The sequence below is a fragment of the Pseudomonas sp. GW822-FHT03F08 genome (assembly GCF_058801265.1).
Genome location: NZ_JBXANC010000013.1, coordinates 138,595 through 164,944, shown reverse-complemented (window position 1 = coordinate 164,944; position 26,350 = coordinate 138,595). Strand labels below are relative to the sequence as shown.

The 26,350-nt window shown below is 61.3% G+C and carries 28 protein-coding genes and 1 pseudogene; 16 read left to right on the top strand and 13 right to left on the bottom strand.

From position 1 onward, the window contains the following. Positions 1-12 precede the first annotated feature (12 nt). The 8 genes from gcl to AC1RME_RS27320 all read left to right on the top strand — a co-directional run bounded on the left by gcl (position 13) and on the right by AC1RME_RS27320 (position 9,354). Positions 13-1,788 (top strand): glyoxylate carboligase, encoded by a 1,776-nt coding sequence (gene gcl, locus AC1RME_RS27355; protein ID WP_096822134.1) that lies wholly within the window; start codon positions 13-15, stop codon positions 1,786-1,788. Positions 1,789-1,849: 61 nt separating this feature from the next. Next, positions 1,850-2,632 (top strand): hydroxypyruvate isomerase, encoded by a 783-nt coding sequence (gene hyi / locus AC1RME_RS27350; RefSeq protein ID WP_096822135.1) that lies wholly within the window; start codon positions 1,850-1,852, stop codon positions 2,630-2,632. Between the two features lie 43 nt (positions 2,633-2,675). Next, positions 2,676-3,569, top strand: coding sequence for a 2-hydroxy-3-oxopropionate reductase (locus AC1RME_RS27345; RefSeq protein ID WP_007959284.1), 894 nt, complete (start codon positions 2,676-2,678; stop codon positions 3,567-3,569). Positions 3,570-3,657: 88 nt separating this feature from the next. After that, positions 3,658-4,932 (top strand): glycerate kinase type-2 family protein, encoded by a 1,275-nt coding sequence (locus AC1RME_RS27340; protein WP_096822136.1) that lies wholly within the window; start codon positions 3,658-3,660, stop codon positions 4,930-4,932. Continuing rightward, positions 4,929-6,344 (top strand): pyruvate kinase, encoded by a 1,416-nt coding sequence (pyk, locus tag AC1RME_RS27335; protein WP_096822137.1) that lies wholly within the window; start codon positions 4,929-4,931, stop codon positions 6,342-6,344. Before AC1RME_RS27340 ends, pyk begins: the two co-directional genes overlap by 4 nt. Positions 6,345-6,489: 145 nt before the next feature. Further along, positions 6,490-7,404: an urea transporter gene (locus AC1RME_RS27330; protein ID WP_096822138.1), complete on the top strand. Its 915-nt coding sequence runs from the start codon at positions 6,490-6,492 to the stop codon at positions 7,402-7,404. Positions 7,405-7,425: 21 nt separating this feature from the next. Then, the gene (locus AC1RME_RS27325) at positions 7,426-8,250 is read left to right on the top strand and encodes an ion transporter (protein ID WP_096822139.1); all 825 of its coding nucleotides are present in this window, start codon (positions 7,426-7,428) and stop codon (positions 8,248-8,250) included. 105 nt (positions 8,251-8,355) lie between these two features. Then, a complete protein-coding gene (locus tag AC1RME_RS27320) occupies positions 8,356-9,354 on the top strand; it encodes a sulfate ABC transporter substrate-binding protein (RefSeq protein WP_096822140.1) in 999 nt (332 codons plus the stop codon). Between the two features lie 53 nt (positions 9,355-9,407). On the opposite strand, the gene AC1RME_RS27315 is transcribed toward AC1RME_RS27320, so the two are convergent. Next, positions 9,408-10,028, bottom strand: a complete 621-nt coding sequence (locus AC1RME_RS27315; protein WP_096822141.1) for a DUF5666 domain-containing protein — start codon at positions 10,026-10,028, stop codon at positions 9,408-9,410. Between the two features lie 243 nt (positions 10,029-10,271). Here AC1RME_RS27315 and AC1RME_RS27310 point away from each other — a divergent pair, with 243 nt between their 5' ends. Then, on the top strand, positions 10,272-11,459 hold the full coding sequence (locus tag AC1RME_RS27310) for an MFS transporter (RefSeq protein ID WP_096822142.1): 1,188 nt from the start codon (positions 10,272-10,274) through the stop codon (positions 11,457-11,459). A 46-nt stretch (positions 11,460-11,505) separates the two neighbouring features. On the opposite strand, the gene AC1RME_RS27305 is transcribed toward AC1RME_RS27310, so the two are convergent. Together AC1RME_RS27305 and AC1RME_RS27300 are read right to left on the bottom strand one after the other, a co-directional pair. Beyond that, positions 11,506-11,910, bottom strand: a complete 405-nt coding sequence (locus tag AC1RME_RS27305) for a type II toxin-antitoxin system HicB family antitoxin (RefSeq protein ID WP_096822143.1) — start codon at positions 11,908-11,910, stop codon at positions 11,506-11,508. Continuing rightward, positions 11,910-12,122 (bottom strand): type II toxin-antitoxin system HicA family toxin, encoded by a 213-nt coding sequence (locus AC1RME_RS27300; RefSeq protein WP_096822144.1) that lies wholly within the window; start codon positions 12,120-12,122, stop codon positions 11,910-11,912. Before AC1RME_RS27300 ends, AC1RME_RS27305 begins: the two co-directional genes overlap by 1 nt. A 224-nt stretch (positions 12,123-12,346) precedes the next feature. On the opposite strand from AC1RME_RS27300, the gene AC1RME_RS27295 reads away from it, so the two are divergent. The 4 genes and pseudogenes from AC1RME_RS27295 to AC1RME_RS27280 all read left to right on the top strand — a co-directional run bounded on the left by AC1RME_RS27295 (position 12,347) and on the right by AC1RME_RS27280 (position 15,099). Continuing rightward, on the top strand, positions 12,347-13,066 hold the full coding sequence (locus AC1RME_RS27295) for an SDR family oxidoreductase (protein WP_096822145.1): 720 nt from the start codon (positions 12,347-12,349) through the stop codon (positions 13,064-13,066). 21 nt (positions 13,067-13,087) lie between these two features. Next, positions 13,088-13,975 carry a LysR family transcriptional regulator gene (locus AC1RME_RS27290; protein ID WP_096822146.1) on the top strand — a complete coding sequence of 296 codons (888 nt, stop codon included), beginning with the start codon at positions 13,088-13,090 and terminating at the stop codon, positions 13,973-13,975. Between the two features lie 84 nt (positions 13,976-14,059). Then, on the top strand, positions 14,060-14,527 hold the full coding sequence (locus tag AC1RME_RS27285) for a helix-turn-helix domain-containing protein (protein WP_096822147.1): 468 nt from the start codon (positions 14,060-14,062) through the stop codon (positions 14,525-14,527). Then, a pseudogene (locus tag AC1RME_RS27280) lies at positions 14,524-15,099 on the top strand (PIN domain-containing protein). The gene AC1RME_RS27285 and the pseudogene AC1RME_RS27280 overlap by 4 nt, the downstream one beginning before the upstream one ends. A gap of 52 nt (positions 15,100-15,151) precedes the next feature. Here the strand turns inward: AC1RME_RS27280 and AC1RME_RS27275 are convergent. The 10 genes from AC1RME_RS27275 to ccmA form a co-directional block, all read right to left on the bottom strand. After that, positions 15,152-15,559, bottom strand: coding sequence for a hypothetical protein (locus AC1RME_RS27275; protein WP_493065507.1), 408 nt, complete (start codon positions 15,557-15,559; stop codon positions 15,152-15,154). Between the two features lie 25 nt (positions 15,560-15,584). Further along, positions 15,585-16,784 carry a c-type cytochrome biogenesis protein CcmI gene (gene ccmI, locus AC1RME_RS27270; RefSeq protein ID WP_096822149.1) on the bottom strand — a complete coding sequence of 400 codons (1,200 nt, stop codon included), beginning with the start codon at positions 16,782-16,784 and terminating at the stop codon, positions 15,585-15,587. Further along, on the bottom strand, positions 16,781-17,251 hold the full coding sequence (locus AC1RME_RS27265) for a cytochrome c-type biogenesis protein (RefSeq protein WP_011333089.1): 471 nt from the start codon (positions 17,249-17,251) through the stop codon (positions 16,781-16,783). The genes ccmI and AC1RME_RS27265 overlap by 4 nt, the downstream gene beginning before the upstream one ends. Then, positions 17,248-17,784, bottom strand: a complete 537-nt coding sequence (locus AC1RME_RS27260; protein ID WP_007959246.1) for a DsbE family thiol:disulfide interchange protein — start codon at positions 17,782-17,784, stop codon at positions 17,248-17,250. Before AC1RME_RS27260 ends, AC1RME_RS27265 begins: the two co-directional genes overlap by 4 nt. Beyond that, positions 17,781-19,769, bottom strand: coding sequence for a heme lyase CcmF/NrfE family subunit (locus AC1RME_RS27255; protein WP_102620350.1), 1,989 nt, complete (start codon positions 19,767-19,769; stop codon positions 17,781-17,783). Before AC1RME_RS27255 ends, AC1RME_RS27260 begins: the two co-directional genes overlap by 4 nt. A 3-nt stretch (positions 19,770-19,772) precedes the next feature. Beyond that, positions 19,773-20,228, bottom strand: a complete 456-nt coding sequence (ccmE, locus tag AC1RME_RS27250; protein ID WP_096822151.1) for a cytochrome c maturation protein CcmE — start codon at positions 20,226-20,228, stop codon at positions 19,773-19,775. Beyond that, positions 20,225-20,401, bottom strand: coding sequence for a heme exporter protein CcmD (ccmD, locus tag AC1RME_RS27245; RefSeq protein ID WP_008055370.1), 177 nt, complete (start codon positions 20,399-20,401; stop codon positions 20,225-20,227). The genes ccmE and ccmD overlap by 4 nt, the downstream gene beginning before the upstream one ends. Then, entirely contained in the window at positions 20,398-21,153 is a 756-nt protein-coding gene (locus AC1RME_RS27240; RefSeq protein WP_096822152.1) for a heme ABC transporter permease, read from the bottom strand. Before AC1RME_RS27240 ends, ccmD begins: the two co-directional genes overlap by 4 nt. Before the next feature lie 78 nt (positions 21,154-21,231). After that, positions 21,232-21,900: a heme exporter protein CcmB gene (ccmB, locus tag AC1RME_RS27235; protein WP_096822153.1), complete on the bottom strand. Its 669-nt coding sequence runs from the start codon at positions 21,898-21,900 to the stop codon at positions 21,232-21,234. Continuing rightward, on the bottom strand, positions 21,897-22,532 hold the full coding sequence (ccmA, locus tag AC1RME_RS27230; RefSeq protein ID WP_096822154.1) for a cytochrome c biogenesis heme-transporting ATPase CcmA: 636 nt from the start codon (positions 22,530-22,532) through the stop codon (positions 21,897-21,899). Before ccmA ends, ccmB begins: the two co-directional genes overlap by 4 nt. A 197-nt stretch (positions 22,533-22,729) precedes the next feature. On the opposite strand from ccmA, the gene fliK reads away from it, so the two are divergent. From fliK to AC1RME_RS27215, 3 genes are all read left to right on the top strand, one after another. Further along, positions 22,730-24,307, top strand: a complete 1,578-nt coding sequence (fliK, locus tag AC1RME_RS27225; RefSeq protein ID WP_096822155.1) for a flagellar hook-length control protein FliK — start codon at positions 22,730-22,732, stop codon at positions 24,305-24,307. Next, positions 24,304-24,633 carry an EscU/YscU/HrcU family type III secretion system export apparatus switch protein gene (locus AC1RME_RS27220; RefSeq protein WP_096822156.1) on the top strand — a complete coding sequence of 110 codons (330 nt, stop codon included), beginning with the start codon at positions 24,304-24,306 and terminating at the stop codon, positions 24,631-24,633. The genes fliK and AC1RME_RS27220 overlap by 4 nt, the downstream gene beginning before the upstream one ends. A gap of 206 nt (positions 24,634-24,839) precedes the next feature. Continuing rightward, the gene (locus tag AC1RME_RS27215) at positions 24,840-26,228 is read left to right on the top strand and encodes an RCC1 domain-containing protein (RefSeq protein ID WP_493091996.1); all 1,389 of its coding nucleotides are present in this window, start codon (positions 24,840-24,842) and stop codon (positions 26,226-26,228) included. Positions 26,229-26,350: the final 122 nt, after the last annotated feature.

The following is a 26,350-nucleotide window of genomic DNA, read 5'->3' as shown; positions in this document are numbered from 1 at the left end:
AGGCACAAAACCATGAGCAAAATGAGAGCAATCGAAGCCGCCGTTCTGGTGATGCGCCGTGAAGGGGTTGATACCGCTTTTGGCATTCCGGGCGCTGCAATCAACCCGCTGTATTCCGCCCTGCAGAAAGTCGGTGGCATCGATCACGTCCTTGCTCGCCACGTTGAAGGCGCCTCGCACATGGCCGAGGGCTACACTCGCACCAAGGCCGGTAACATCGGCGTGTGCATCGGTACTTCCGGCCCTGCCGGCACCGACATGGTCACCGGTCTGTACAGCGCCTCCGCGGACTCGATCCCGATCCTCTGCATCACAGGGCAAGCCCCTCGCGCCCGTATGCACAAGGAAGACTTCCAGGCGGTCGACATCACCAGCATCGTCAAGCCAGTGACCAAGTGGGCGACCACCGTTCTGGAGCCGGGCCAGGTGCCTTACGCGTTCCAGAAAGCCTTCTTTGAAATGCGCTCCGGCCGTCCGGGCCCGGTGCTGATCGACCTGCCGTTCGACGTGCAGATGGCCGAAATCGAATTCGACATCGACGCCTACCAGCCACTGCCGCTGGCCAAGCCAAGCGCGACTCGCGTGCAGGTTGAAAAGGCCCTGGCACTGCTCGATCAGGCCGAGCGTCCATTGCTGGTGGCCGGTGGCGGCATCATCAATGCCGACGCCAGCGACCTGCTGGTGGAGTTCGCCGAGCTGACCGGCATCCCGGTCATCCCGACCCTGATGGGCTGGGGCACCATTCCGGACGATCACCCGCTGATGGTCGGCATGGTCGGTCTGCAGACTTCGCACCGTTACGGCAACGCCACGATGCTGAAATCCGACGTGGTGCTGGGCATCGGTAACCGCTGGGCCAACCGTCACACCGGTTCGGTCGACGTGTACACCGAAGGTCGCAAGTTCATTCACGTCGACATCGAAGGCACCCAGATCGGCCGCGTGTTCACCCCGGACCTGGGCATCGTTTCCGACGCTGCCGCCGCGCTGACCGTGTTCATCGAAGTCGCTCGTGAATGGCAAGCCGCCGGCAAACTGAAAAACCGCAGTGCATGGCTGCAAGACTGCCAGCAGCGCAAGTCCAGCCTGCAACGCAAGACCCACTTCGACAACGTGCCGGTCAAGCCGCAGCGCGTGTATGAAGAAATGAACCAGGTGTTCGGCAAAGACACCTGCTACGTCAGCACCATCGGTCTGTCGCAGATTGCCGGCGCGCAGTTCCTGCACGTCTACAAGCCGCGTCACTGGATCAACTGCGGCCAGGCGGGCCCATTGGGCTGGACCATTCCGGCAGCGCTGGGCGTGGTGAAGGCCGATCCGAACCGTAAAGTCGTGGCCCTGTCGGGGGACTATGACTTCCAGTTCATGATCGAGGAACTGGCGGTCGGCGCTCAGTTCAATCTGCCGTACATCCACGTCGTGGTGAACAACTCGTACCTGGGGCTGATCCGTCAGGCCCAGCGCGGGTTCGAAATGGACTACTGCGTGCAGCTGTCCTTCGATAACCTGAACGCGCCGGAACTCAACGGTTACGGTGTCGACCACGTCGCGGTTGCCGAAGGCCTGGGCTGCAAGGCGCTGCGTGTGTTCGAACCATCTGAAATCGCCCCTGCCCTGCGCAAGGCCGAACAGATGATCGAAGAGTTCAAGGTGCCGGTGATCGTCGAGATCATTCTGGAGCGTGTGACCAACATCTCCATGGGCACCGAGATCAACGCCGTCAACGAATTCGAAGACCTGGCGCTGGTCGGCAACGATGCGCCAACGGCGATTTCGCTGCTCGATTAAAACTGCTTGCCGTTCGTTCCCGCGCCGGGCGCGGGAACGATCACTCTAACGGGAGACCACCATGCCGCGTTTCGCAGCCAACCTGTCCATGCTGTTCACCGAACAGGATTTCCTTGCCCGTTTCGACGCCGCCGCCAAGGCTGGCTTCAGCGGTGTTGAATACCTGTTCCCCTACGATTTCAGCTCTGCCGAAATCAAGGCCAAACTCGACGCCAACGGTCTGACCCAAGTGCTGTTCAACCTGCCGGCCGGTGACTGGGCCAAGGGCGAGCGCGGTATCGCGTGCCTGCCGGACCGGGTCGAAGAGTTCCGCGCCGGGGTCGATCTGGCCATCGCTTACGCCCAGGTGCTGGGCAACACCCAGGTCAACTGCCTGGCCGGTATCCGTCCGCAGGGCGTGGACGATGCCACCGTTGAAAAGACCTTCGTCGCCAACCTCAAGTACGCCGCCGACAAGCTGCAAGCCGTCGGTATCAAACTGGTGATGGAAGCGATCAACACCCGCGACATCCCGGGTTTCTACCTGAACAACACGGCGCAGGCCCTGTCGATTCGCGAACAGGTCGGCAGCGCCAATCTGTTCCTGCAATACGACATCTATCACATGCAAATCATGGAAGGCGATCTGGCCCGCACGCTGCAATCGCACCTGGCCGAGATCAACCATGTGCAGTTGGCCGACAACCCGGGCCGCAACGAGCCGGGCACTGGCGAAATCAATTACCGCTTCCTGTTCGAACACCTCGATCGCATCGGTTATCAGGGCTGGGTCGGCTGCGAATACAAACCGCTGACCACCACTGAAGCAGGTCTCGGCTGGCTGAAGAGCCACAACGCGATCTGACCCCCTATTTGCTTGAGCAAGACAAAAACAAGAGGAATTTCTCATGGCTAAAATCGGATTCATCGGCACCGGCATCATGGGCCACCCAATGGCGGCGAACCTGCAGAAAGCCGGTCACAGCCTGTTCCTGTCGGCGCACCACGACGCCGCCCCTGCCGACCTGGTCGCCGCTGGCGCCGTCGCCCTGGCCAACCCGCGCGAAGTGGCGCAGGAAGCTGAATTCATCATCGTCATGGTGCCGGATACCCCGCAGGTCGATGACGTGCTGTTCCGCGCCGACGGCGTCGCTGCCGGCATCGGCAAAGGCAAGGTGGTGATCGACATGAGCTCGATCTCGCCGACCGCCACCAAAGCTTTCGCGGCGAAGATCAACGAAAAAGGCGCGCAATACCTCGACGCTCCAGTGTCCGGTGGTGAAGTCGGCGCCAAGGCTGCGACCCTGAGCATCATGGTCGGCGGCGACGCCGATGCCTTCGAACGCGCACTGCCGCTGTTCCAGGCCATGGGCAAGAACATCACCCTGGTCGGTGGCAATGGCGACGGTCAGACCGCCAAAGTCGCGAACCAGATCATCGTCGCCCTGAACATTCAGGCCGTCGCCGAAGCCCTGCTGTTCGCTTCGAAAAACGGTGCCGATCCGGCCAAGGTGCGTGAAGCGCTGATGGGCGGCTTCGCGTCCTCGAAGATCCTCGAAGTGCATGGCGACCGCATGATCAAAGGCACCTTCGATCCGGGCTTCCGCATCAGCCTGCACCAGAAGGACCTGAACCTGGCCCTGCAAGGCGCCAAGGAGCTGAACATCAACCTGCCGAACACCGCCAACGCCCAGCAAGTGTTCAGCACCTGCGCGGCCATCGGTGGCAGCAACTGGGACCACTCGGCGCTGATCAAGGGCCTGGAACACATGGCCAACTTCTCGATTCGCGACAAGAAGTAAGCCCTGCCCTGCCCCCAGTGTGGAAGCAGCCCTGCTTCCACACTGGACCGAGTTGCCCTTCCAATAACAAGAATTCCGGGAGCCCGCCATGTCGGTCGATCCGCAACAACTGCTGCGCGAGCTGTTTGCCACAGCCATCGACGCGGCCCATCCGAACCAGGTCCTCGAAGCCCATCTGCCTGCCGATCGCAGCGGTCGCGTGATCGTCATCGGCGCCGGCAAGGCTGCCGCTGCCATGGCGCAAGTGGTCGAACGCTGCTGGGAAGGCGAAGTCTCGGGCCTCGTGGTGACCCGCTACGGTCACGGCGCCCCGTGCGAAAAAATCGAAGTGGTCGAAGCCGCGCACCCGGTGCCGGACGCTGCCGGTCTGGCCGTGGCCAAACGGGTGCTGGAACTGGTCAGCCACCTGACCGAAGACGACCGCGTGATTTTCCTGCTGTCCGGCGGTGGCTCTGCCCTGCTGGCGCTGCCGGCCGAAGGCATCACCCTGGCCGACAAGCAGTCGATCAACAAAGCCCTGCTCAAATCCGGCGCGACCATCGGCGAGATGAACTGCGTGCGCAAGCACCTCTCGGCGATCAAGGGCGGACGCCTGGGCAAGGCCTGCTGGCCTGCGACTGTTTATACCTATGCGATTTCCGATGTACCGGGCGACCTCGCCACGGTCATCGCCTCCGGCCCGACCGTGGCCGACCCGAGCACCAGCGCCGAAGCGCTGGCGATCATCAAGCGCTACGGCATCGAGATTCCGGCGTCGGTGCGCAGCTGGCTGCAAAGCCCGGAATCGGAAACCGTCAAACCCGGTGATCCGAGCCTGGCCCGCAGTCACTTCCAGTTGATCGCCCGCCCTCAGCAATCGCTGGATGCGGCGGCGGTGAAATGCCGTCAGGCCGGTTTCAGCACGCTGATTCTCGGCGACCTGGAAGGCGAATCCCGCGAAGTGGCGAAAGTCCACGCCGGCATCGCCCGCCAGATCATTCATCACGGCCAGCCGCTGGCAGCGCCGTGCGTGATCCTCTCAGGCGGCGAAACCACGGTGACCGTGCGCGGCAATGGCCGTGGCGGACGCAACGCCGAATTCCTCCTCAGCCTCACCGACAGCCTCAAGGGCCAGCCGGGCGTCTATGCCTTGGCCGGTGACACCGACGGCATCGACGGCTCGGAAGACAACGCCGGCGCGATCATGACCCCGGACAGCTACGCCCGCGCCGCCGCCCTGGGCCTGAGCGCCAGCGACGAGCTGGATAACAACAACGGTTACGGCTACTTCGAGGCGCTCGATGCGCTGATCGTCACCGAGCCGACCCGCACCAACGTCAACGACTTCCGCGCCATCCTGATCCTCGAGAGCTCTAAATCATGACGCCTGACAAAAAGGTCAAAATCCTCGCCACCCTCGGGCCTGCCGTCGACGGCATTGAAGACATCCGCGAGCTGGTCGAGGCCGGGGTCAATATCTTCCGCCTCAACTTCAGCCACGGCGATCACGCCGACCACGCCAAGCGCTATCAGTGGATCCGCGAAGTCGAGCGCCAGCTCAACTATCCGCTCGGGATCCTGATGGACCTGCAAGGGCCGAAGCTGCGGGTCGGCAAGTTCGCTGACGGCAAGGTTCAGTTGCATCGCGGTCAGGCGTTCCGCCTTGATCTGGACGCGACGCCGGGCGACGAACGCCGGGTGAACCTGCCGCATCCGGAGATCATCGCCGCGCTGGAAGCCGGGATGGACCTGCTGCTGGATGACGGCAAACTGCGTCTGCGCGTCGTCACCAAATACACCGATGCGATCGACACCACCGTGCTCAATGGCGGCGAATTGTCGGATCGCAAAGGCGTGAACGTGCCGCAAGCGGTGCTCGACCTGAGCCCGTTGACCACCAAGGATCGCCGCGACTTGAGCTTCGGTCTGGAGCTGGGTGTGGACTGGGTCGCGCTGTCGTTCGTGCAGCGTCCGCAGGACATTATCGAAGCCCGCGCACTGATCGGCGACAAGGCGTTCCTGATGGCGAAGATCGAGAAGCCGTCGGCCGTCGAGCAACTGCGCGAAATCGCCGAACTGAGCGACGCGATCATGGTGGCTCGCGGTGACCTCGGCGTGGAAGTGCCGGCCGAGAGCGTGCCGCAAATCCAGAAAAACATCATCACCACATGCCGCCAACTCGGCAAACCGGTGGTGGTGGCGACGCAGATGCTCGAATCGATGCGCTTCTCCCCGGCGCCGACCCGCGCCGAAGTCACCGACGTTGCCAATGCCGTGGCCGAAGGCGCCGATGCGGTGATGCTGTCGGCCGAAACCGCGTCCGGCGAGTACCCGCTGGAAGCCGTGCAGATGATGAGCAAGATCATCCGCCAGGTGGAGAACGGTCCGGATTACCAGACCCAACTCGACGTCAGCCGGCCGAAAGCCGAAGCGACCGTGTCCGATGCGATCAGTTGCGCGATCCGTCGCATCAGCAACGTGCTGCCGGTGGCGGTACTGGTCAATTACAGCGAGTCCGGTGCATCGAGTCTGCGTGCGGCGCGGGAGCGGCCAAAGGCGCCGATCCTCAACCTGACACCGAACCTGCAGACCGCCCGCCGTCTGAGCGTGGCGTGGGGCATTCATTCGGTGGTCAATGATCGCCTGCGTCAGGTGGATGAGGTGTGCTCGACCGCGCTGGAAATCGCTCAGGCTCAAGGAATGGCCGAGCGTGGCGATACGTTGCTGATCACCGCGGGTGTGCCGTTTGGGCAACCGGGGTCGACTAATTCGCTGCGGATCGAAACATTGATTTAAGTAACACCTGTGTGGCGCGGGAGCGTGCTCCCGTCGCTCGGCATGACGGTTTCCACAAGAGACACCGCATTAGCCGGGTACGAGCTCCCTCGCCACAGCTTCAAGCAAGACCTTTTGATTTCCCCACTGCCCAGATTCTCCAGACATGCCTGCCAACCATTTCAACACCCACTGCCCCGACTGGGCCGAGGCCTTGCTCAACGGCTTCAGTCAGATATTCCTCCAGCGCCATCCGCTGTGTGGACTCCTGTGCCTTTTGGCCATTTTATTCACCGCGCCGGTGCTGTTCGCCGGCGCGCTGCTCGGCGCGGTCGCCGGTTTGCTCACCGCGCAACGCCGCAACTATGCCAAGGCGGATCGCCAGGCCGGACTGTTCAGCTACAACGGCGTGCTGGTCGGCCTGTTGCTGAGCCTGTATTTCCCCTGGTCGCCGATGCTGCCACCGCTGATTCTGGCGGCCGGTGGTCTGAGCGCGATGATCACGCAGCAGTGGCTCAAACGCGCACGCCTCACTGAATACCTGCCCGCCTACACTGCGCCGTTCGTGTTGCTGAGCTGGGTATTCCTGTGTTTCGCCGAGCCTTCGACGCCGGCACCGGCACTTGAACTGAACACCCTGAACCTGCTCGGTGCTGCCCTGAAAGGCTTTGGTCAGGTGATGTTCCTCGACCATCCGTTGGCCGGTGGATTGATCGCTGCCGGTTTGCTGATCGCCGATCGCCGAGCCTTCGCCTGGGCGCTGTTGGCTTCGGTGATTGGCCTCGGTTCCAGCCTGTTGCACCACGACAGCCAGGTCGCGCTGCTGGGTCTGGGCGGCTACAACGCGGTGCTCGCCGCCCTCGCCTTCAGCGCACAACGCCAGCAACCGTGGTTGCCGCTGTTCGGCATCGGCCTGGCACTGTTGTTGACGCCACTGTTCAGCGCCCTGGGTCTGGCGACCCTCACGGCGCCCTTCATTCTCGCCTGCTGGCTGCTGCGCACCGGCATTCGCCTGATGCGCCAACCGCAGATCAACGCCGCGCCTTGCGCTAACGGGGAGAATCAACCTAGGCTGCGCTGATTGATGGCCAAGGCGATGTGCATGAACGGTAACAACACGTGGCGTGATCGCCTGTACGTGATCATTTTCCAGACCGACACGGTGGCTGGCCGCCGTTTCGACAAGACCCTGCTGCTGATCATCTTCGCCAGTCTGGTGATCGTGATCCTCGACAGCATCGACGACGTCCACCAGAACTACGCCAATGTGCTGGCGTATATCGAATGGGGCTTCACGGTCATCTTCCTCGGCGAGTACCTGCTGCGCCTGTACTGCTCGCCCAAACCGCTGCGCTACGCCTTCAGTTTCTACGGGCTGGTGGACTTGCTGGCGATCGTGCCCGGCATCCTCGCGCTGTATTACAGCGATGCCCAGTACCTGCTGATCATCCGGGTGATCCGGATGCTGCGGATCTTCCGCGTACTCAAGCTCGGCCCGTACCTGAAACAGGCGCATTACCTGCTCGATGCCCTGCGCGGCAGCAAGCAGAAAATCCTCGTGTTCCTGCTCAGCGTCTGCACCCTGGTCACGGTGTTCGGCACCTTGATGTACGTGGTCGAAGGCCCGGAACACGGCTTCACCAGCATTCCCAAAGGCATCTATTGGGCTATCGTGACCCTGACCACCGTGGGTTACGGCGACATCGTGCCCAAGACCGTTCTCGGCCAGGTGATTTCGTCGCTGGTGATGGTGACTGGTTACTCGATCATCGCCGTGCCCACCGGGATTTTCACCGCTGAACTGGCCACGGCCATGCGCGGGGGTCAGTTGCAGCACGACTGCCCGGTGTGCACAAAAAACAACCATGAACAGGAAGCGTCGTTCTGCTCCCGTTGTGGCAATGCGCTGTTCAAGAAAATGGAATAAGCAAAGTTTTTTTTAATCTTTAAGTGACTATGCGCGCCCCGCTATAGTCGCTGGCAAATGGCCTCATCTTTGTAAAGACACCCCCTACAGAACAAGGAATGCGCAGTGAAAAAACTCTTTGGCGCCTCACTTCTCGCCGCTGGTCTTGCCTTCGGTAGCGTCGCTCAAGCCGCACCGACCCTGCTCAACGTTTCCTACGACGTGATGCGCGATTTCTACAAGGACTACAACGCTGCGTTCCAGAGACACTGGCAGGCCGAACACAAAGAGAGCATCACCGTGCAGATGTCTTTCGGTGGCTCAAGCAAGCAGGCGCGCTCGGTCATCGACGGCCTGCCGGCTGACGTCATTACCATGAACATGGCCACCGACATCAACGCCCTGGCGGACAACGGTCAACTGGTGCCGAAAGACTGGGTCACCCGTCTGCCGAACAACAGTGCGCCGTTCACTTCGGCCACTGTGTTCATCGTCCGCAAAGGCAACCCGAAAGCCCTGAAAGACTGGCCGGACCTGCTCAAGGACGGCGTGCAGGTGATCGTGCCGAACCCGAAAACCTCGGGTAACGGCCGCTACACCTACCTGTCGGCGTGGGGCTATGTGCTGAAAAACGGCGGTGACGAGAACAAGGCGAAAGACTTCGTCGGCAAGCTGTTCAAGCAAGCGCCAGTGCTGGACACCGGTGGCCGCGCCGCGACTACCACGTTCATGACCAACCAGATCGGCGACGTGCTGGTGACCTTCGAGAACGAAGCCGAAATGATCGCCCGCGAGTTCGGCCGCGACCAGTTCGAAGTCATCTACCCAAGCGTCTCCGCCGAAGCCGAGCCGCCGGTGTCGGTGGTCGACAAAGTCGTCGAGAAGAAAGGCTCTCGCGCCGCTGCCGAGGAATACCTGAAGTACCTGTGGTCGCCGGAAGGCCAGGAGATCGCCGCCGCCAACTACCTGCGTCCACGTGACCCGGCGGTACTGGCCAAGTACACCGACCGCTTCCCGAAAGTCGACTTCCTGTCGGTCGAGAAGACCTTCGGCGACTGGCGCACCGTGCAGAAGACCCACTTCAACGATGGCGGGATCTTCGACCAGATCTACAGCGGCCAGTAAGGCGTGAGCTGACATGAAAAAGGCGACCTGAAGAGGTCGCCTTTTTTATGCGTTCACATCGGCGGTTTCACGCCATCCTTGCCGGCCGAGATCGATTGCGCGGTCAACGTTCCGTCCGCGCTCTGGGTGACGAAGGTGACGATCTTCACCCCAACCTTGAGCAGGCTGCGATCGCCGGGCGCCAGGTTGACGATCGGCACATCCTCCGGCACCAGGATCTTCTGCTGGCCGCCCTTGTAGTTGACGGTCAGCACCCGGCCGTTGCTCACCACCAGATCACCGACGCTGCCATTGGTCATGCTGCTGCCCTTGGCCAGGTCGAACGGCCGATGGCCATCGCCACTGCCGGCCAGCTCCGGCGGGAAGACATGCACCTCCAACGCCTTGAGCGTCCCATCCTCCTGGGGAATGGCTGCCGAGCCAATGTAACTGCCGGGCTTGATGTCTTCGATATTGGCCAGGGTAACCGCGCGGACCTTGGTGTCCGGGGTCAACTGAACCACCACGTTTTCACCGCTGTTGACGTGAACCTTGAGCGACTCGGGGCTGACCCCGGTGATTTCGCCGCGCACGCCAATGCGCATCCCCGGGGCGTCACCGGCGTAGACGCTGCCGGCGCTGAGCACGCCGATCAATGCAAGAGTCGTGGTGTGGCGAAGCAGCTGACGAAACATCGCAATCCTCCGGTTGTTTGCAGGTGGAAATCCACTGACAACATAAGCACGCTATCGAACAAGATGTAAGTGAATGTATCATCGCCCCTCCCCGGTCGGACGCAAGGTTCGCCGATGGACGACACCTCACCGGCCGCCACCTATTCCGCAACGGAATAACTGATATCGATCCAAGGCTTCTACCGCCGGCCCGGTTCGTCCCTTAGCCTCACCGCATTCCTTTTCGCTGGATCGAGAAACCCTATGACCGCCACAACTCACGCAATGACCCGAGGCATGGTGCTGCTGTTCGCTTTCTGCTGCGGCGCCATCGTTGCCAACATCTACTACGCCCAGCCGATCATCGGCCTGATTGCCCCGGACATCGGTCTGACCGACACCATGGCTAGTTTCATCGTGTCGCTGACCCAGATCGGTTATGCGCTGGGCCTGTTTTTCCTGGTGCCGCTGGCGGATCTGCTGGAAAACCGCCGCTTGATGATCATCACCACGGTGGTGGCGATTGCCAGCCTGCTCGGGGCGGCGTTCACCGATCAGCCCAATGTGTTCCTGCTGATTTCGTTGCTGGTGGGTTTCAGTTCGGTTTCGGTGCAGGTGCTGGTGCCCTTGGCGGCGCACCTGGCGCCGGAGGAATCTCGCGGACGTGTCGTCGGCGGAATCATGGGCGGCCTGCTGTTGGGCATTCTGCTGGCGCGTCCGGTGTCGAGCGTAGTCGCCGACCATTTTGGCTGGCGGGCGATGTTCATGATCGCGGCAGGGTTGATGGCGGCAATCAGCGTCGTCCTGGCGTTGACCGTGCCCAAGCGCCAACCGGATCACAGCGCTTCCTACGGCCAGTTGCTCGGATCGTTGTGGACACTGCTGCGCAAGCAACCGGTGCTGCGTCAGCGGGCGTTCTACCAGGCCTGCATGTTCGCCACCTTCAGCTTGTTCTGGACCGCCGTGCCACTGGAACTGGCGCGCAACCATGGCCTGTCCCAGAGTGAAATCGCGATCTTCGCCCTGGTCGGCGCCATCGGTGCGATTGCCGCGCCGATCAGCGGACGCCTGGCCGACGCCGGCCACACTCGCGTCGCCTCGCTGCTGGCCATGCTGTTCGCCAGCCTGAGCTTCCTGCCCGCCTTCATCCACCCGGCCTACAGCGTGATAGGCCTGGCCGTGACCGGCGTCGTGCTCGACTTCTGCGTGCAAATGAACATGGTACTCGGCCAGCGCGCGGTCTACTCCCTCGACGCCAAAAGCCGCGGTCGCCTCAACGCGCTGTACATGACCAGCATCTTCATCGGCGGTGCCTTCGGCTCGTCGATCGCCAGCGCGGTGTATGAGCACGGCGGCTGGCTGTGGATCGTGATCGTCGGCAGCGTGTTCCCGTTACTGGCACTGGTGCGGTTCTTGAGTGTTTCGCAAAAGGGTGTTTTGGCGACTGCCTAGAAACTTGAAAGCACTGTCGGATCGCTGATCCGACAGTGCCTGATGCTCAATGCCGAACCAGTTTTTCCATGGCGGCATCCGCCAGAAAGGAAGAGCGGCTTTTGACATTATGTTCTCGCACGTAGCGGTCAATCCGCTGGATGACGTAACCGGGCAGTGTCACATTGACCTTTTCGGTCTTGCCCATGTAGGGCGAGATGTCCAGCTCCAGCATGCCCCAACCCATGTCCGCGAACTCTGGATTGTTGCGATGAGCAGCCGCAGAAGTCGGCATCGGAATCGAATCACCTTCCGCTGCAATCTCCTGCAGCATGATGTGTGCAATCTCGACGGCAGCGTTGTAGGCATCCTCAAACGTATCTCCGGCCGTCACAGCGCCGGGAATATCGGGGATCTGAATACCGATGGCGGTGTTCTCGTCGCCCCACTCGATGCAGATTGGATATTGCATTACGGATCTCCTTTGTAACTGGCTGGCGGGTTGTGCAACCCGGCACGCCTCCTGATGCTCTTGACCGTTCCGACCGGCAAATCCTTTTTCGGGTGAGGAACGGGAATCGTGTAAGGGTTGTAACGGTGCGTGAAGATGTGATGACTGCCGGTAACCCGATCCAGCGTCCAGCCTGCCTCCTCCAGCTCCTTGATCAATAACCTGCTCTGCACCAAGCGTCTCCTTGCTTCGGCCAAACAAAAGTAACCCTAGAGTTATATTTACTCAAGCACAGAAATTCGCAGAACGACGGTCGGTTATGTTGCAGCGTGTTTTCCAGAACCGTTGCAATCACCGCATGCCGTTTGAGGACGCCACGCACAACCCGCATTACACTCAGCACCCTCACCCCATCAAAACCGCCCGAACAATCCGCCCCCCCCCCCAAGGAGTTGCCATGACCCGTCGTACCTTCCTCATCACCGGCGCCAGCAAGGGTATCGGGCGGGCGCTGGCCGAGCATCTGGATCGGGCCGGGCATCGGGTGGTGGGGATTGCCCGTAAGCCGGATCTGAGTTTCCCGGGGATTCTGTTTCCGCTGGACCTGAGTGATCGCAAGCTCGCCGGTGAAGTGCTGGCGGATCTGGCGCGCACTTATGAGTTCGACGGACTGGTGAACAATGTCGGGCTGGTGCGACCGCAAGCGTTGGGGGACATCGATCTCGATGCGTTCGACGATGTGATGCGGGTCAACCTGCATTCGGCCTTGCAGGCGACTCAGGCATTGTTGCCGGGCATGCGCACGCGCGGCTGGGGTCGGGTGGTGAACATTTCCAGCCTGACCGTGCTTGGTATCGCTCAGCGCACCGCGTATGCGGCGGCGAAAGCGGCGCTGGTCAGTTTCACGCGCTCGTGGGCGCTGGAACTGGCGCAGACCGGGATTACCGTCAACGCCGTCGCGCCGGGGCCGACCGAGACCGAACTGTTCCGCGCCAACAACCCGCCGGGCAGCGAAGGAGAAGCGCGGTATCTGGCCGGGGTGCCGATGGGCCGTCTCGGGCAACCGGAAGAGATCGCTTCGGCCATTGCCTTTCTGTTGTCCGAGCAAAGCGGATTCATCACCGGGCAGACCTTGTTTGTCGACGGCGGCGCCTCGGTGGGCAAAGCCGCGTTCTGATTACTGGCACAAGGACACCCGATGGACCGCCTCACCGCCATGGAAACCTTTGTCTACGTCGTGGAAACCGGCTCGTTTTCCGCTGCCGCCCGGCGGCTGAATATCGGTCAGCCGGCCGTGTCGAAAACCATCGCCCAACTCGAAACCCGACTCGCCGTGCGCCTGCTGTTGCGTTCGACCCGAGGCCTGACGCCGACCGAAGCCGGGCTGGCGTTTTTCGAACGGGCCAAACGCACCCTCGAAGAAGCCGACGAGGCCGACAATGCAGCTCGCGGCGCCGCCAGCGGCCTGAGTGGCAACCTGCGCATCAGCACCGCCGTCACCTTCGGCCGGATGCATGTGGTTCCACACCTGGGGCCGTTCCTCGATCAACACCCGCAGCTCAATGTCGACCTGCTGCTCGACGACCAGAACATCAACCTCGTGGAAGAAGGCATCGACGTTGCCCTGCGCCTGGGCCCGCTCAGCGACTCCGGCCTGACCGTACGCAAGATCGCCGAATGCCGGCGCGTCGTGCTGGGCACACCGGCCTACTTTGCCAGTCACGGTAAACCCGCCTGCCCTGCCGATCTGACCCAACATCGCGCCGTCATCTACAACCGCGGCGGTGGCGCGACCTGGCATTTCAACAAGGATGGCGAAGAACAGTCCGTGACCGTCAATGGCCGCCTGCGCGTCAGTGCTGCCGAAGGTTTGCGTGAGGCGGTTCTCGCCCATCAGGGCCTGGGGCTGGGCTCGGAGTGGATGTTTGCACCGGAACTGGCCAGTGGCGCAGTGAAGGCTGTCATGAGCGACTGGGTGTTGCCGAAGCAGGAGCTGTGGGCGGTGTTTCCGACGGGACGGATGGCCAGCGCGAAGGCGCGGGCGTTTGTTGAATATGTGCAGGGGGTGTTGGCGGAAATGTCGTAAAACCAGCACTCGTTTCGTTTATTGCGATTTTCGCTTATTTCGAATAACGTTCCGGCATTCCTCATTCCCAAAGCCGGACTCGCCATGTCGACCGTTATCCATCCCTCGATCAGCCTCCCTGTAGAACGCGAAGTAAAAGCCGCCATTGAAGGACAGCGCGCTCTGGCTGCTTACCTCGCGACCCATTTCGAGACTCAGCACATTCAGATTTTCGACGAGCGGAACGAAGCTCATCGCGTCGAACTTCCCACCTCCGCCCTGCGCCTGCTGATCGACATTCTGGCGGAGCTGGCAGCCGGCAACGCGGTCCAGGTCGTTCCGGTGCATGCCGAATTGACGACCCAGGAAGCCGCCGACCTGCTCAACGTCTCACGTCCACACCTCATAAAACTGCTGGAAAGCGGCGAGTTGTCCTACCACAAAACAGGCAAGCACCGACGTGTGCGCTTTGCCGATCTGATGGACTATAAGAACCGGCGCACCACCGCCAGCGAGCAGGCAATGGCGCTTCTCGCGGAACAAGCCCAGGCGTTAAGGACAGGATACGAGTGAGGCATTCCTCTTTCACAGTTGTATACGATGCATGCGTCTTGTACCCCGCTCCCTTGAGAGATTTTCTGATGTGGCTTGCGCTCTCAGGACGATTTCGGGCGAGATGGACTCAGGAGATTCACTGCGAATGAAAACGCAATCTGCTGAAGAACCGCCCTGACCTGACGATGGAACAGCTGGATCGTACGTCCGGCCTGATGGATCAAGCGATACCCGACGCCTGCGTCCATGACTATGAAGATCTGATTACCGGACTCACGTTGCCTGACTGCGATGATCGTCATGTTCTGGCAGCGGCCATCCGTTGCGGCGCAAGTGTGATAGTGACCTTCAACCAGAAAGACTTTCCATGCAAAACGCTGGAGCCTTTCGGCATCGAGGCGCAGCATCCGGACGAGTTCGTCGATAACCTCTTTGGGCTTGATCCTGCAGCTGTGGTTGCTGCGGCCCAAAAGCAGCGTCGGCAGCTGAAAATGCCTGCCATGGACGTCGAAACCTTTCTTGATCTACTGCAACGACAAGGCCTGGTTAAGTCGGTCCAGGCACTCAGCGGCTATCACGTGATCCTTTGAAAGTTCATTACCCCACACAGCAAAACGGCGATCCAAAGATCGCCGTTTTCCATTACTCCCCGAACTGCTTGCCCAGCCCCGCCGGTACGCCGTGGATATTGGTTTCTTCCCACGGTCCGTTCGGGCTGATCGAGCGGCTCCAGCCGTTGTTCCAGCGGTAGTAGGTGCGCTGGCGGTAGAAGGTGTTGGTCTGGTCATCCAGCACATACACGCCCAGCTTCTGATCCCAGTGGCTATTGCCGCCCGGTGGTGGGGCGAAGCTGGCGGAGGTGCGTGGGGCCGGTTTCGCGGGTTTGGCCGGGATGCCCGGTTTGCCCGGCGTCGGGGTGGTCGACGGGGTCGGGCCGGGTTGTGATGGCGGAATCGGCGGCAGCCTTGTGGTCGGCTCCGGTCGTTGCACCGCACATGCGCTCAAGCCCAGGGCCAGTGTGAGGACTGTGATTCGGGCGATGGCGTTCATGGCGGTGCTTTCCTGTTGGTTCCGGCTATTTGTCCGGGCTGTCGATGGTCAGTTTTTGTGGCGCGGTGGTGCTGCTGGCCAGAGGCCCGCTGCGGCCGACCCACTCACCGGCGGTCGGTTGACCGGCTCGGGAGATGCGCGCAACCAGTTGGACTTCGGGGAAGTTCGACAGTTTCAATTGCGGCATCATTGCGTCGGCGTCGCCCAGTTCGACGGTCACCGGCAGGTCGGCGACGGTCAGTCGCTTGGCGGCCAGCGGTGCTGGAGGACCGGAGACCGCGCGGGCGAAGATGAACACGCTGTCACCCGGTTGCACCTTGCCCTTGAGCTCGGCGGCCAGATCGACGCTGACCTTGAGCAGCGCGGTTTTCGCGACCGGAGCCTGGGCGACCTTACCGCCGCTGGCCTCAAGTTTTTCAGTGGCGCGGGCGATGCCGCCTTGCAGAGGCTCACGGGATTTGTCTTCCGGCGGCAGTTGCGCCAGCAGACGGTTCCAGTAATCGATGGCTTGCTGATAGCGCTCGCCTTCGAATGCGGCGATGCCCAGCAGGCCGAGGCTGGTGACTTCTTTCGGATCAGCCTTCAGTGCTTCGTCAGTCAGGGCCTGAATCTTCTCCGACCACTTCTTGCCATCGGCGAAGTACTGCGCCTGCGCCCACTGGCCGAGCAGTTCCGGCTGACGACCGGCCAGGTTGGCGGCGCGTTCGAACATCTTCGCCGCGTCTGCCGGACGATCCTGAGCCATGTAGGTACGACCGAGGAAGTACAGGCCTTCGGCGGAATCCGGTTGCGCGGCCACGGCGCGTTCCAGACGCTGGGTCATCTCTTCCATCGACTGCGGCGCCTGGGCGAATTCCCGGGTCAGTTCGACTTTGTCGGCGGCACCAAAATGCATATAGAGGCCCAGGCCCAACACCGGCACCAGCACGGCCGCCAGCAGCGGCAATGGTTTGCCCAGACGCGAAACCCGCGCTGGAGCCACGCCCTCGGTGTCGGCCAGCAGTTCCCGCGCCGCTTCGGCACGGCCGCTGTCCATTTGCGCGGCATCGAGAACGCCCTCGGCCTGCTGCGATTGCAACTCGGCGACACGTTCCTGATACAGCGCGACGTTCAGGGCAGTCCGATCCTCTTCACGCTGGGCGCGTCGTTCACGCAGAACGGGGATCAGCAGAAAACTCAGGGCGACCAGAAGCAACAGCCCTGCGGCAAGCCAGAAATCAATCATTCTTGGTTTTTATCCAACAGTTGGTCGAGGCGCTGACGCTCTTCAGGGGACAGCGATTGCGGAGTCTCGGCACGTTGCCCGCGACGGCGGCGGACGATCACGGCGATGACGACAAAACCGCCGAGCAACAATCCGGCGGGGCCAAACCACAGCAGCGCGGTCTTGGCATTGAGCGCCGGTTTGTAGCGCACGAAATCACCGTAGCGGTCGACCATGAAGTCGATGATCTGCTGATTGTCCTTGCCCTCGCCGAGCATGCGGAAAATCTCTTTGCGCAGGTCTGCGGCAATCGGCGCGTTGGAATCGGCGATGTCCTGGTTCTGGCATTTGGGGCAGCGCAGTTCCTTGGTCAACTCACGGAAACGCTCGCGATCGCCTTCTTTGGCGAACTCGTAGGTGTCGATGGCGGCGTGAGCCACACCCGCCAGACTCAAGCCCAACACCATGGCGGCTAAAAAGCGCTTCATGGCTTGGCCTCGTCAACCAGCGCCTGATACTTGGCCGCCAGTTTTTCGCGCCAGACCTGCTCGTCGATCACCCCGACGTACTTGTCGCGGATGATGCCCTTGGCGTCGATGAAGAAGGTTTCCGGCGCGCCGTAGACACCGAGGTTCAGGCCCAGGGAGCCTTCGTCGTCGCGGATGTCCAGTTGATACGGATTGTGGAATTCGGCCAGCCACTTCAATGCATCGGCGTTGGTGTCCTTGTAGTTGATGCCGTAGATCACCACGCCGCGCTCGGCGAGTTTGTTCAGCACCGGGTGCTCGACCCGGCAGGAAATGCACCAGGTACCCCAGACATTGACCAGTGCCGGTTTGCCGAGAATGTCAGCCTTGGTCAGGGTCTTGTCGCCCTGCACCGCCGGCAGGGAAAACTCCGGGAACGGCTTGTTGATCATCGCCGACGGCAGCTCCGCCGGATCCAGGTACAGACCGCGATAAAGGAATACGGCCACCAGCAGGAAAATCGCCAATGGCACCAGCATCAACCAACGTCTCATGCAGCGGCTCCTTCCATGCCCAGCGCTTCACGCACCTTGGCTTTGACCTTGACCCGGTAGCGCCGATCCAGCGCCGCCAGCAAACCACCGAAACCGGTCAGCAGACCACCGAACCAGATCCAGCGCACAAACGGTTTGACGTGTACCCGCACCGCCCAGGCGCCATCGCCCAGTGGCTCACCCAATGCGACGTAGAGGTCGCGGGTGAAACCGGCGTCGATCCCGGCTTCGGTCATCATCGAACTCTGCACGGTGTACAGGCGTTTTTCCGGGTGCAGCACGCTGATTTCCCGGCCATCGCGGATCACCCGGATGGTGCCTTTGTCGGAGGTGAAGTTCGGGCCTTCAAAATGTTTGGCGCCTTCAAACACGAACTGATAACCGGCCAGTTCCATCGACTCGCCCGGCGCCAGACGCAGGTCGCGTTCGGCACTGTTCTGGCTCGACAACACCACGCCCAGGGCGCAGACGGCGATCCCGAGGTGAGCGAGTTGCATGCCCCAGTAGCTGCGGGTCAGAGTTGGCAGACCTTTGATCAGGCCTTTGTGGCGGGTCTTGTCGAAGATGTCGCGCACGCCGGCCAGCAACACCCAGGCCGCCAGCAGGAACGTCGCCAGCACCGCCCAGTTGAAATCGCCATAGGCAACACCGGCCACCACGGCCAGCGCCACGCTGCCCAGCAGCACCGGAGTGAGCATGCTGACCAGCCATTTCACCGGTGTGTCTTTCCAGCGCACGATCACACCGACCGCCATCACCACCATCAGCAAGGCCATCAACGGAATGAACAGCGCGTTGAAATACGGCGGGCCGACCGACAACTTGGCGCCGCTGATGGCATCGAGAATCAGCGGATACAGCGTGCCGAGCAGGATCATCGACGCAGCCACCACCAGCACCAGGTTGTTGCCCAGCAGCAGGGTTTCCCGCGACCACAGGTTAAAACCGACCTGGCTCTTGACCACCGGCGCGCGCAAGGCAAACAGCGTCAGCGAACCACCGACCACGAACAGCAGGAAGATCAGGATGAACACGCCGCGCTCCGGATCGGAGGCAAACGCGTGTACCGACGTCAGCACGCCGGAACGCACGAGGAAGGTGCCGAGCAGGCTCAGGGAGAAGGCGGCAATCGCCAGCAACACCGTCCAGCTCTTGAACACGCCACGTTTTTCCGTGACTGCCAGCGAGTGGATCAGCGCCGTGCCCACCAGCCAAGGCATGAACGAGGCGTTTTCCACCGGGTCCCAGAACCACCAGCCGCCCCAGCCGAGTTCGTAGTAAGCCCACCACGAACCGAGGGTGATGCCGATGCCGAGAAAGGCCCAGGCGACAATCGTCCACGGACGCGACCAGCGCGCCCACGCCGCATCGAGACGACCGCCGAGCAGTGCGGCGATGGCGAACGCGAAGGCCACCGAGAAACCGACGTAGCCCATGTACAGCATCGGCGGATGGACGATCAGGCCGATATCCTGCAGCAACGGATTGAGGTCACGACCGTCGGCCGGGATCTGCGGCAGGATTCGCGAAAACGGGTTGGAGGTGAGGATCAGGAACAACAGGAAACCGGTGCTGATCATGCCCATCACCGCCAGCACGCGAGCAAGCATGACTTGCGGCAGTTGCCGGGAGAACACCGACACCGCGAAGGTCCAGCCCCCGAGGATCAAGGCCCACAGCAGCAGCGAACCCTCGTGGGCGCCCCACACCGCGCTGAACTTGTAGTACCACGGCAGCGCGCTGTTGGAGTTCATCGCGACGTAAGCCACGGAGAAATCGTCGGTCATGAACGCGTAGGTCAGGACGCCAAAGGCAAACAACAGGAACGCAAACTGCCCCCACGCCGCTGGCTGGGCGAGGCCCATCCACAGACGGTCGCCGCGCCAGGCACCGAGCAACGGCACCACGGCCTGCACCAGCGCGAAACACAGCGCCAGGATCATGGCCAGATGGCCCAACTCAGGAATGAAAATGCTGGATGTCATCGATCAACCCTCCTTCGCAGGGGTTGGCGCGGATTGACCGCTGTCCTTCAGTGCTTTGGTCACTTCCGGCGGCATGTATTTCTCGTCGTGCTTGGCCAGCACTTCATCGGCGACCACGACGCCGTCGGCGTTGAGCTTGCCCAGTGCGACGATGCCCTGCCCTTCGCGGAACAGGTCCGGCAGGATTCCACGATAGGTGATGGTCACGGACTTGTTGAAGTCAGTGACCACGAATTTGACGTCCAGGGAGTCCGAGGAGCGTTGCAGCGAACCTTTCTCGACCATGCCGCCGGCGCGGATGCGGGTGTCCTGCGGCGCTTCGCCGTTGGCGATCTGGGTCGGGGTGTAAAACAGATTGATGTTCTGCTGCAGGGCGCTCAGGGCCAGGCCGACGGCAGCGCCGACCCCGACCAGAATCGCCAGAATGATGATAAGACGCTTTTTGCGCAGCGGATTCACTTGCCGTTCTCCCGGCGCAGACGACGCGCCTCTTGTTGCAGATACCGCTTGCGGGCCAGGATCGGCGCCGCCACGTTGAGGGCCAGCACCGCCAGGCAGATGCCGTAGGCCGACCAGACATACAGGCCATGATGACCCATGGCGAGGAAGTCGCCGAATGACGCGAAACTCATCGAGCGGCCTCCAGGCTGTTCTGCACTTCTTCTTTCACCCAACTGGCGCGGGCCTCGCGCTTGAGCACTTCAAGGCGCATGCGCAGCAACAGCACGGCGCCGAAGAAACAGTAGAAACCCAGCACCGTCAGCAGCAGCGGCAGCCACATTTCGGCGGGCATCGCCGGTTTTTCGGTGAGGGTGAAAGTCGCGCCCTGGTGCAGGGTGTTCCACCACTCCACCGAGTATTTGATGATCGGAATGTTGATCACGCCGACGATAGCCAGCACCGCGCAGGCCTTGGCGGCGCTGTCGCGATTGCTGATGGCGTTGCCCAGGGCGATCACGCCGAAATACAGGAACAGCAGAATCAGCATCGAGGTCAGGCGCGCGTCCCAGACCCACCACGAACCCCAGGTCGGTTTGCCCCAGATCGCCCCGGTGACCAGCGCCACGGCGGTCATCCACGCGCCGATCGGTGCGGCGCATTGCAGGGCGACGTCGGCCAGTTTCATCTTCCACACCAGCCCGACCACACCGCACACCGCCAGCATCACGTAGATCGACTGAGCGAGCATCGCAGCGGGTACGTGGATGTAGATGATGCGAAAGCTGTTGCCTTGCTGATAGTCCGGCGGCGCGAAGGCCAGGCCCCAGACGACGCCAACGGTGATCAGCAGCAACGCGGCAATGCTCAACCACGGCAACAGCCTGCTGCTGATGCCATAGAACCACTTGGGCGAGCCGAGCTTGTGAAACCAGGTCCAGTTCATACTGTTTCCATCACGGGTGCCGCTCATCGGTGTGAGCAGTCTCAGGGTCTTTGCTGGTTAAATTTTAACCAGACCTCATTATTCGCCGACGCTGATCTTCAGGCCAGCAGCTATTGCAAAGGGTGTCAGGGTTATCGCCAGGGCGGTCAGGCTGCCAAGCCACAACAGATAACCCATCGCCGGCATGCCTTGCAGTGCCGCCTGCAAGGCGCCACTGCCGAGGATCAACACCGGGATGTACAACGGCAGAATCAGCAGCGCCAGTAACAGGCCACCGCGTTTCAGACCGACCGTCAGCGCCGCGCCCACCGCGCCGAGCAAGCTCAGCACCGGTGTACCCAGCAACAACGAAAGCAGCAATACCGGCAGACACGCAGCCGGCAACCCGAGCATCAACGCCAGTAACGGCGAGAGCAAAACCAGTGCCAGCCCGGAAAAAAGCCAGTGTGCCAGCACCTTGGCCAATACCAGAAGTGGCAGGGGGTGCGGCGAAAGGACCCACTGTTCAAGGGATCCGTCTTCGAAATCACTGCGAAAAAGCCCGTCCAGCGAGAGCAGGACCGACAAGAGTGCCGCCACCCAGACTAACCCCGGGGACAAGTTTTGCAATACTTGAGTTTCCGGTCCGACGGCCAGCGGGAACAGCGCGATGACGATGGCGAAGAAAATCAGCGGATTGGCCAGCTCCGCCGGGCGGCGGAACAGCAGTCGGGATTCACGGGCAACCAGCAGGCCGAACACACTCATACCGCCCAATTCCCCAGATCGATGTCGCGATAACCGGCCGGCATCCGGCTCAGCGTGTGGTGGGTGGTCAACACCACCAGACCGCCCTGCTCGCAGTGATTGGCCAGGTGTTCTTCGAGTTGCGCCACGCCCTGCTTGTCCAGCGCGGTGAACGGTTCATCGAGAATCCACAGCGGCGGGCTGTCGAGGTAAAGGCGCGCCAACGCCACGCGGCGCTGCTGACCGGCGGACAGGCTATGACAGGGAACATCTTCGAAACCGCGCAATCCAACCGCCGCCAGTGCCTGCCAGATCGCGTCGCGTTCGGCAGGTTGATGCAGGGCGCAGAGCCAGGCGAGGTTTTCTTCCGGGGTGAGCAGGTCCTTGATGCCGGCGGCATGGCCGATCCACAGCAGGTTGCGCGCCAGTTCGCTGCGTTGCTCGCTCAGCGGTTTGCCGTTGAGCAGCACCTGACCGTCGGTCGGTTGCATCAGGCCGGACAGCAAACGCAAGAGACTGGTCTTGCCGCTGCCGTTGGGACCGCTGATCTGCACCATATCGCCACTGGCCAGTCTCAATTCGAGATTTTCGAAGAGCAGCCTGAGATCGCGCTCACACGCGAGGCCAACGGTTTGCAGGACAGGACTGGTCAAGGGTTCACGGGCCTTATACGGTTCAAGTCGGCTCTGGGGCGGCCGTTAAAGAGTTGCAGCATAAATGCAATGACGGCTCAATCCAGAGAGCTGCGTCAAACAATTGCTATGTTTTTTGAACGAACGGAAAGACGGGCGGCATTATACATGGCGTCTCTCCCTCTCCCGAGCGCATTTTCCTCAGGTTGTGTCCGCGTATGACAGGCGAAATGAACATCCTCCCGCTCCCGCAACCCACACCGGCGAACTCACGTTTGCAGGTCAGCGGCGAGCTGCTCAAGCTGCTGACGCCGATGGACGGACTGATTGCCGCCGGCCAGAGCGCCAAGGCCGAGGTGTTGTCGCTCAAGCCTGCGGACCAGGCCTTTCAGGTGCTGCTCAAGGTCACCCTCGACAGCGGCCGTCAGACCACCGTGCAGGCGACCAGCCCCCTGCCGCTGCCGCAAGGCACCAACCTGGCCGTCACCCAGCCGTCGGCGGGCAATCTCGCGGTCACCGTGCAACAGGCCATCGCCACGGCTGTCGCCACCCTAACCCGCATCGATACCGCGCAATTGCCGGTCGGTACGTTGCTGCAAGGCAAAGTGCTGACGAATCAGGCCTTGCCGCAAGTGCCAGGGCAGCCGACGGTGTTCCGCTCGACGGTCAGCCTGCTCAACACGGTATTGAGCGGCAGCACCCTGAGCCTCGACAGCCCGCAACCGTTGCGCATCGGCACCCTGCTGTCGGCGCTGGTACAGGATTCCCAGACCCTGAAATTCCTGCCGCTGAGCAATCGCCAGGAACAATTGGCGGTCAGTCAGCAACTGGTCAGCCAGCAGAGCCGCCAGGGTTCGCTGGACGGTTTGCTGAAAATGCTCCAGAGCCTGCCGCCCGCCGACGATCAGACCTCCAGTGATCTGCGCGCCGCCGTGGACCGGCTGCTGGCCAATCTGCCGGACGTCGAGCAACTGACCACGCCCAAAGGCCTGGCCCAGGCACTGCTCAACAGCGGCGCGTTTCTTGAAGCCAAACTGTTGACCGGGCAAAACCCGACGCTGACCCCGGACATGAAAGCCGATCTGCTCAAGCTGATCGCGCAACTCACCCCCGGCCTGCCCGGCAATACCAACCTGAACGCCATCATCGCCGCCAACACACTGGCCCAGGCGATGCCGAGCTTCGTGCGCAATGCCCTCGGCATGCTCGGTCAGGTCAGCGCCAAACCGGTGCCGAGCAGCTTCCCGCTGCCGGACCGGCTGTTGCAAAGCCTGGAAGGTGAAGGTGATCTGGAACATCTGCTGCGCCTGGCGGCCGCCGCTGTCTCGCGCCTGCAAAGCCATCAGCTGTCGAGCCTGGAACAGACCGGCGTGACCGACGACGGTCGACTGCTCAGCACCTGGCAACTGGAAATCCCGATGCGCAATATGCAGGACATCGTGCCGTTGCAGGTCAAGTTCCAGCGCGAAGAAGCCCCGCAGGAAGAACAGAAGAATGACCGCCGAGACAGTGAGCGCGAAACCAAACAGCAGCTGTGGCGCGTCGATCTGGCCTTCGACATGGAACCGCTGGGGCCGATGCAGATTCAGGCGCAACTGATCAGTGGCAGCCTGTCGAGTCAGCTCTGGGCCGAACGCCCCTTTACCGCGAGCCTGATCGAAAACAACCTGAGCGCCCTGCGCCAGCGCCTGCTGGATTCGGGTCTCAACGTCGGCGATCTCGACTGCCACCTCGGCACCCCGCCGCAAGGCAACCAAACCCGTCTCGAACACCGCTGGGTCGACGAAACCGCATGAACGATTCCACTGCTCCACGCCAGGCCATCGCCCTCAAATACGACGGCAGCCACGCCCCGACCCTCACCGCCAAGGGCGACGAAGAGCTGGCCGAAGAAATCCTGCGGATCGCCCGCGACTATGAAGTGCCGATCTACGAGAACGCCGAGCTGGTGAAGTTGCTGGCGCGGATGGAGCTGGGCGACAGCATTCCGCAGGAGCTTTACCTGACGATTGCCGAGATCATCGCGTTTGCCTGGAACCTCAAGGGCAAGTTCCCGGCGGGACAGGACCCGAATGCACCGATGGTCGAGAAGGACGTCACCGAACGCGGCGACGATTACTGAGCTTCCGAAAGTCCCATCCCCGGCCTGCCAAAGGGCATTTCCCAACCCGTGTCTGGCAAGGCTCCCAACGTCCGCGCCACAGTGGTCCCCTTCCTCGACTCATAACCACTCGTCGCGACTGTCAGATCTGACAGTCGTCAGGCCTTTGTTGCACAGCCACTCTATCGGCTCCCACTTAACGCCCGAATTTGAGGGGACATGACGTCATGAGAAGCAAAAAAACCGAAAAGTCGTCATCGAAGAAAACGTCAGGTGAATTGCTTGTCATGGGCGCACGCGGCAATCATGGCGGCCTTGGAAATTTTTATACGCGCAATTGGCGACTCGTAGCACTCGACGCATCATCACTGACTCCACGTGTCGCCAACTGGCAATACGAGGATGAAACCAGGTCTGTCTCCGGAGATCACTTTTTTGATGTTCGCCCCTATGCAGCGCTGAAAGTGATTTCAGACAAACAGAGCATCCTCCTCCAGCCCTCCAACATCACAGGAACCTCCTTCGCGCTATGTGCCAGACTGAACAACGGTAGCGTGCATGCCTGGGGACATCCGGAGGGAGGAGGTTCATTACCGAAACCCATAAAAGACCTTCGCAACATAACCGAACTAAGTGCGGGTATGGGGGCATTCGCGGTTTTACAAGAAAGCGGAAATGTCCATGCCTGGGGTCTGGCGACAAGTGCAGGGGTAGTCCCTGGCGACATTTCAAAACTGAATAACATCGACGCTTTATCAGGTAGCAGCTATGTATTCGTGGCGCATCAATCCAATGACAGGATTGTTGCTTGGGGACGACCTGAAAATGGAGGGTCGATACCCGCACCTATTGCAGAATTAACCGATGTCGTTAAGGCCCGCGGTGGGCAAAACGGGTTCCTCGCACTACGCCGCAATGGCGCAGTCGTCAGTTGGGGTGGACCTTACCCAATGCCGGAAAACATTTCGTTGTTAAGGGATGTCCAACAGCTCGCCTGCACAACTTACGCATACGCAGTCCTTCGTAATAACGGGCAGGTGCTGGCATGGGGGCCAAGAGTCTGGGGTGGTGAGCTGTCACCAGAGATTGAACCGCTCAGGGATATCGTGGATATCGCGAGCTGTAGTACAGGATTTGCGGTTCTCAGGGCTAACGGAAAAATCGCTGCATGGGGACATCTACCCCCCGTACCGAAGGACATCGCGGCGCGAACGGACATCGTGCACATCATGGGCACATCAAAAGGATTTGTCGTGCTGTGTGCCGACGGATCAGTAAACGCCTGGGCTGATCCGGCTTTCTTTATCAGTGACATCCCTCCCGCCATCCGAGAACTCAGAGATATTGTCGCAATCAACGCAAACCAGAATGCTGTCGTCGCATTGCGCAGTAATGGTATTGCCGTTGCCTGGGGAGACCCTGAAGGCGGTGGAGAAACTACGCAATACACCGCTTTGCTCAACAATATTCGAGCTGTATATGCGGGAGGCAATACCTTTGCCGCATTACGTCAAGACAACCGGGTCATAGCGTGGGGAGATGAGGGATACGGAGGCACAGGAGAACAAAAAGCACTTTATCAAATGATTTCTTACGCAAAGAAAGCAGTCACTTGAAAAAGGTGATTGCAGGGCTCGGTTCCTGATGATGGAGCGAGACAAAAAAGATCGCAGTGTGCGAAGCATCAACAGTGGCATCAAGCGCACCTGTGGAAGCTGCCGCAGACTACGATCTTTTT

Bases quoted from the DNA above. Each gene is read 5' to 3' on its own strand.
- AC1RME_RS27275 (WP_493065507.1), bottom strand. From the start codon at position 15,559: ATGAACGCCATCGCCCGAATCACAGTCCTCACACTGGCCCTGGGCTTG.
- fliK (WP_096822155.1), top strand. From the start codon at position 22,730: ATGACAGGCGAAATGAACATCCTCCCGCTCCCGCAACCCACACCGGCG.
- AC1RME_RS27255 (WP_102620350.1), bottom strand. From the start codon at position 19,769: ATGACATCCAGCATTTTCATTCCTGAGTTGGGCCATCTGGCCATGATC.
- AC1RME_RS27240 (WP_096822152.1), bottom strand. From the start codon at position 21,153: ATGAACTGGACCTGGTTTCACAAGCTCGGCTCGCCCAAGTGGTTCTAT.
- AC1RME_RS27305 (WP_096822143.1), bottom strand. From the start codon at position 11,910: ATGCAATATCCAATCTGCATCGAGTGGGGCGACGAGAACACCGCCATC.
- AC1RME_RS27315 (WP_096822141.1), bottom strand. From the start codon at position 10,028: ATGTTTCGTCAGCTGCTTCGCCACACCACGACTCTTGCATTGATCGGC.
- AC1RME_RS27295 (WP_096822145.1), top strand. From the start codon at position 12,347: ATGACCCGTCGTACCTTCCTCATCACCGGCGCCAGCAAGGGTATCGGG.
- AC1RME_RS27220 (WP_096822156.1), top strand. From the start codon at position 24,304: ATGAACGATTCCACTGCTCCACGCCAGGCCATCGCCCTCAAATACGAC.
- AC1RME_RS27215 (WP_493091996.1), top strand. From the start codon at position 24,840: ATGAGAAGCAAAAAAACCGAAAAGTCGTCATCGAAGAAAACGTCAGGT.
- AC1RME_RS27290 (WP_096822146.1), top strand. From the start codon at position 13,088: ATGGACCGCCTCACCGCCATGGAAACCTTTGTCTACGTCGTGGAAACC.
- AC1RME_RS27325 (WP_096822139.1), top strand. From the start codon at position 7,426: ATGAACGGTAACAACACGTGGCGTGATCGCCTGTACGTGATCATTTTC.
- pyk (WP_096822137.1), top strand. From the start codon at position 4,929: ATGACGCCTGACAAAAAGGTCAAAATCCTCGCCACCCTCGGGCCTGCC.
- AC1RME_RS27345 (WP_007959284.1), top strand. From the start codon at position 2,676: ATGGCTAAAATCGGATTCATCGGCACCGGCATCATGGGCCACCCAATG.
- AC1RME_RS27265 (WP_011333089.1), bottom strand. From the start codon at position 17,251: ATGAAGCGCTTTTTAGCCGCCATGGTGTTGGGCTTGAGTCTGGCGGGT.
- ccmI (WP_096822149.1), bottom strand. From the start codon at position 16,784: ATGATTGATTTCTGGCTTGCCGCAGGGCTGTTGCTTCTGGTCGCCCTG.
- AC1RME_RS27330 (WP_096822138.1), top strand. From the start codon at position 6,490: ATGCCTGCCAACCATTTCAACACCCACTGCCCCGACTGGGCCGAGGCC.
- AC1RME_RS27340 (WP_096822136.1), top strand. From the start codon at position 3,658: ATGTCGGTCGATCCGCAACAACTGCTGCGCGAGCTGTTTGCCACAGCC.
- hyi (WP_096822135.1), top strand. From the start codon at position 1,850: ATGCCGCGTTTCGCAGCCAACCTGTCCATGCTGTTCACCGAACAGGAT.
- ccmD (WP_008055370.1), bottom strand. From the start codon at position 20,401: ATGAGTTTCGCGTCATTCGGCGACTTCCTCGCCATGGGTCATCATGGC.
- AC1RME_RS27310 (WP_096822142.1), top strand. From the start codon at position 10,272: ATGACCGCCACAACTCACGCAATGACCCGAGGCATGGTGCTGCTGTTC.
- ccmB (WP_096822153.1), bottom strand. From the start codon at position 21,900: ATGAGTGTGTTCGGCCTGCTGGTTGCCCGTGAATCCCGACTGCTGTTC.
- AC1RME_RS27260 (WP_007959246.1), bottom strand. From the start codon at position 17,784: ATGAGACGTTGGTTGATGCTGGTGCCATTGGCGATTTTCCTGCTGGTG.
- AC1RME_RS27285 (WP_096822147.1), top strand. From the start codon at position 14,060: ATGTCGACCGTTATCCATCCCTCGATCAGCCTCCCTGTAGAACGCGAA.
- gcl (WP_096822134.1), top strand. From the start codon at position 13: ATGAGCAAAATGAGAGCAATCGAAGCCGCCGTTCTGGTGATGCGCCGT.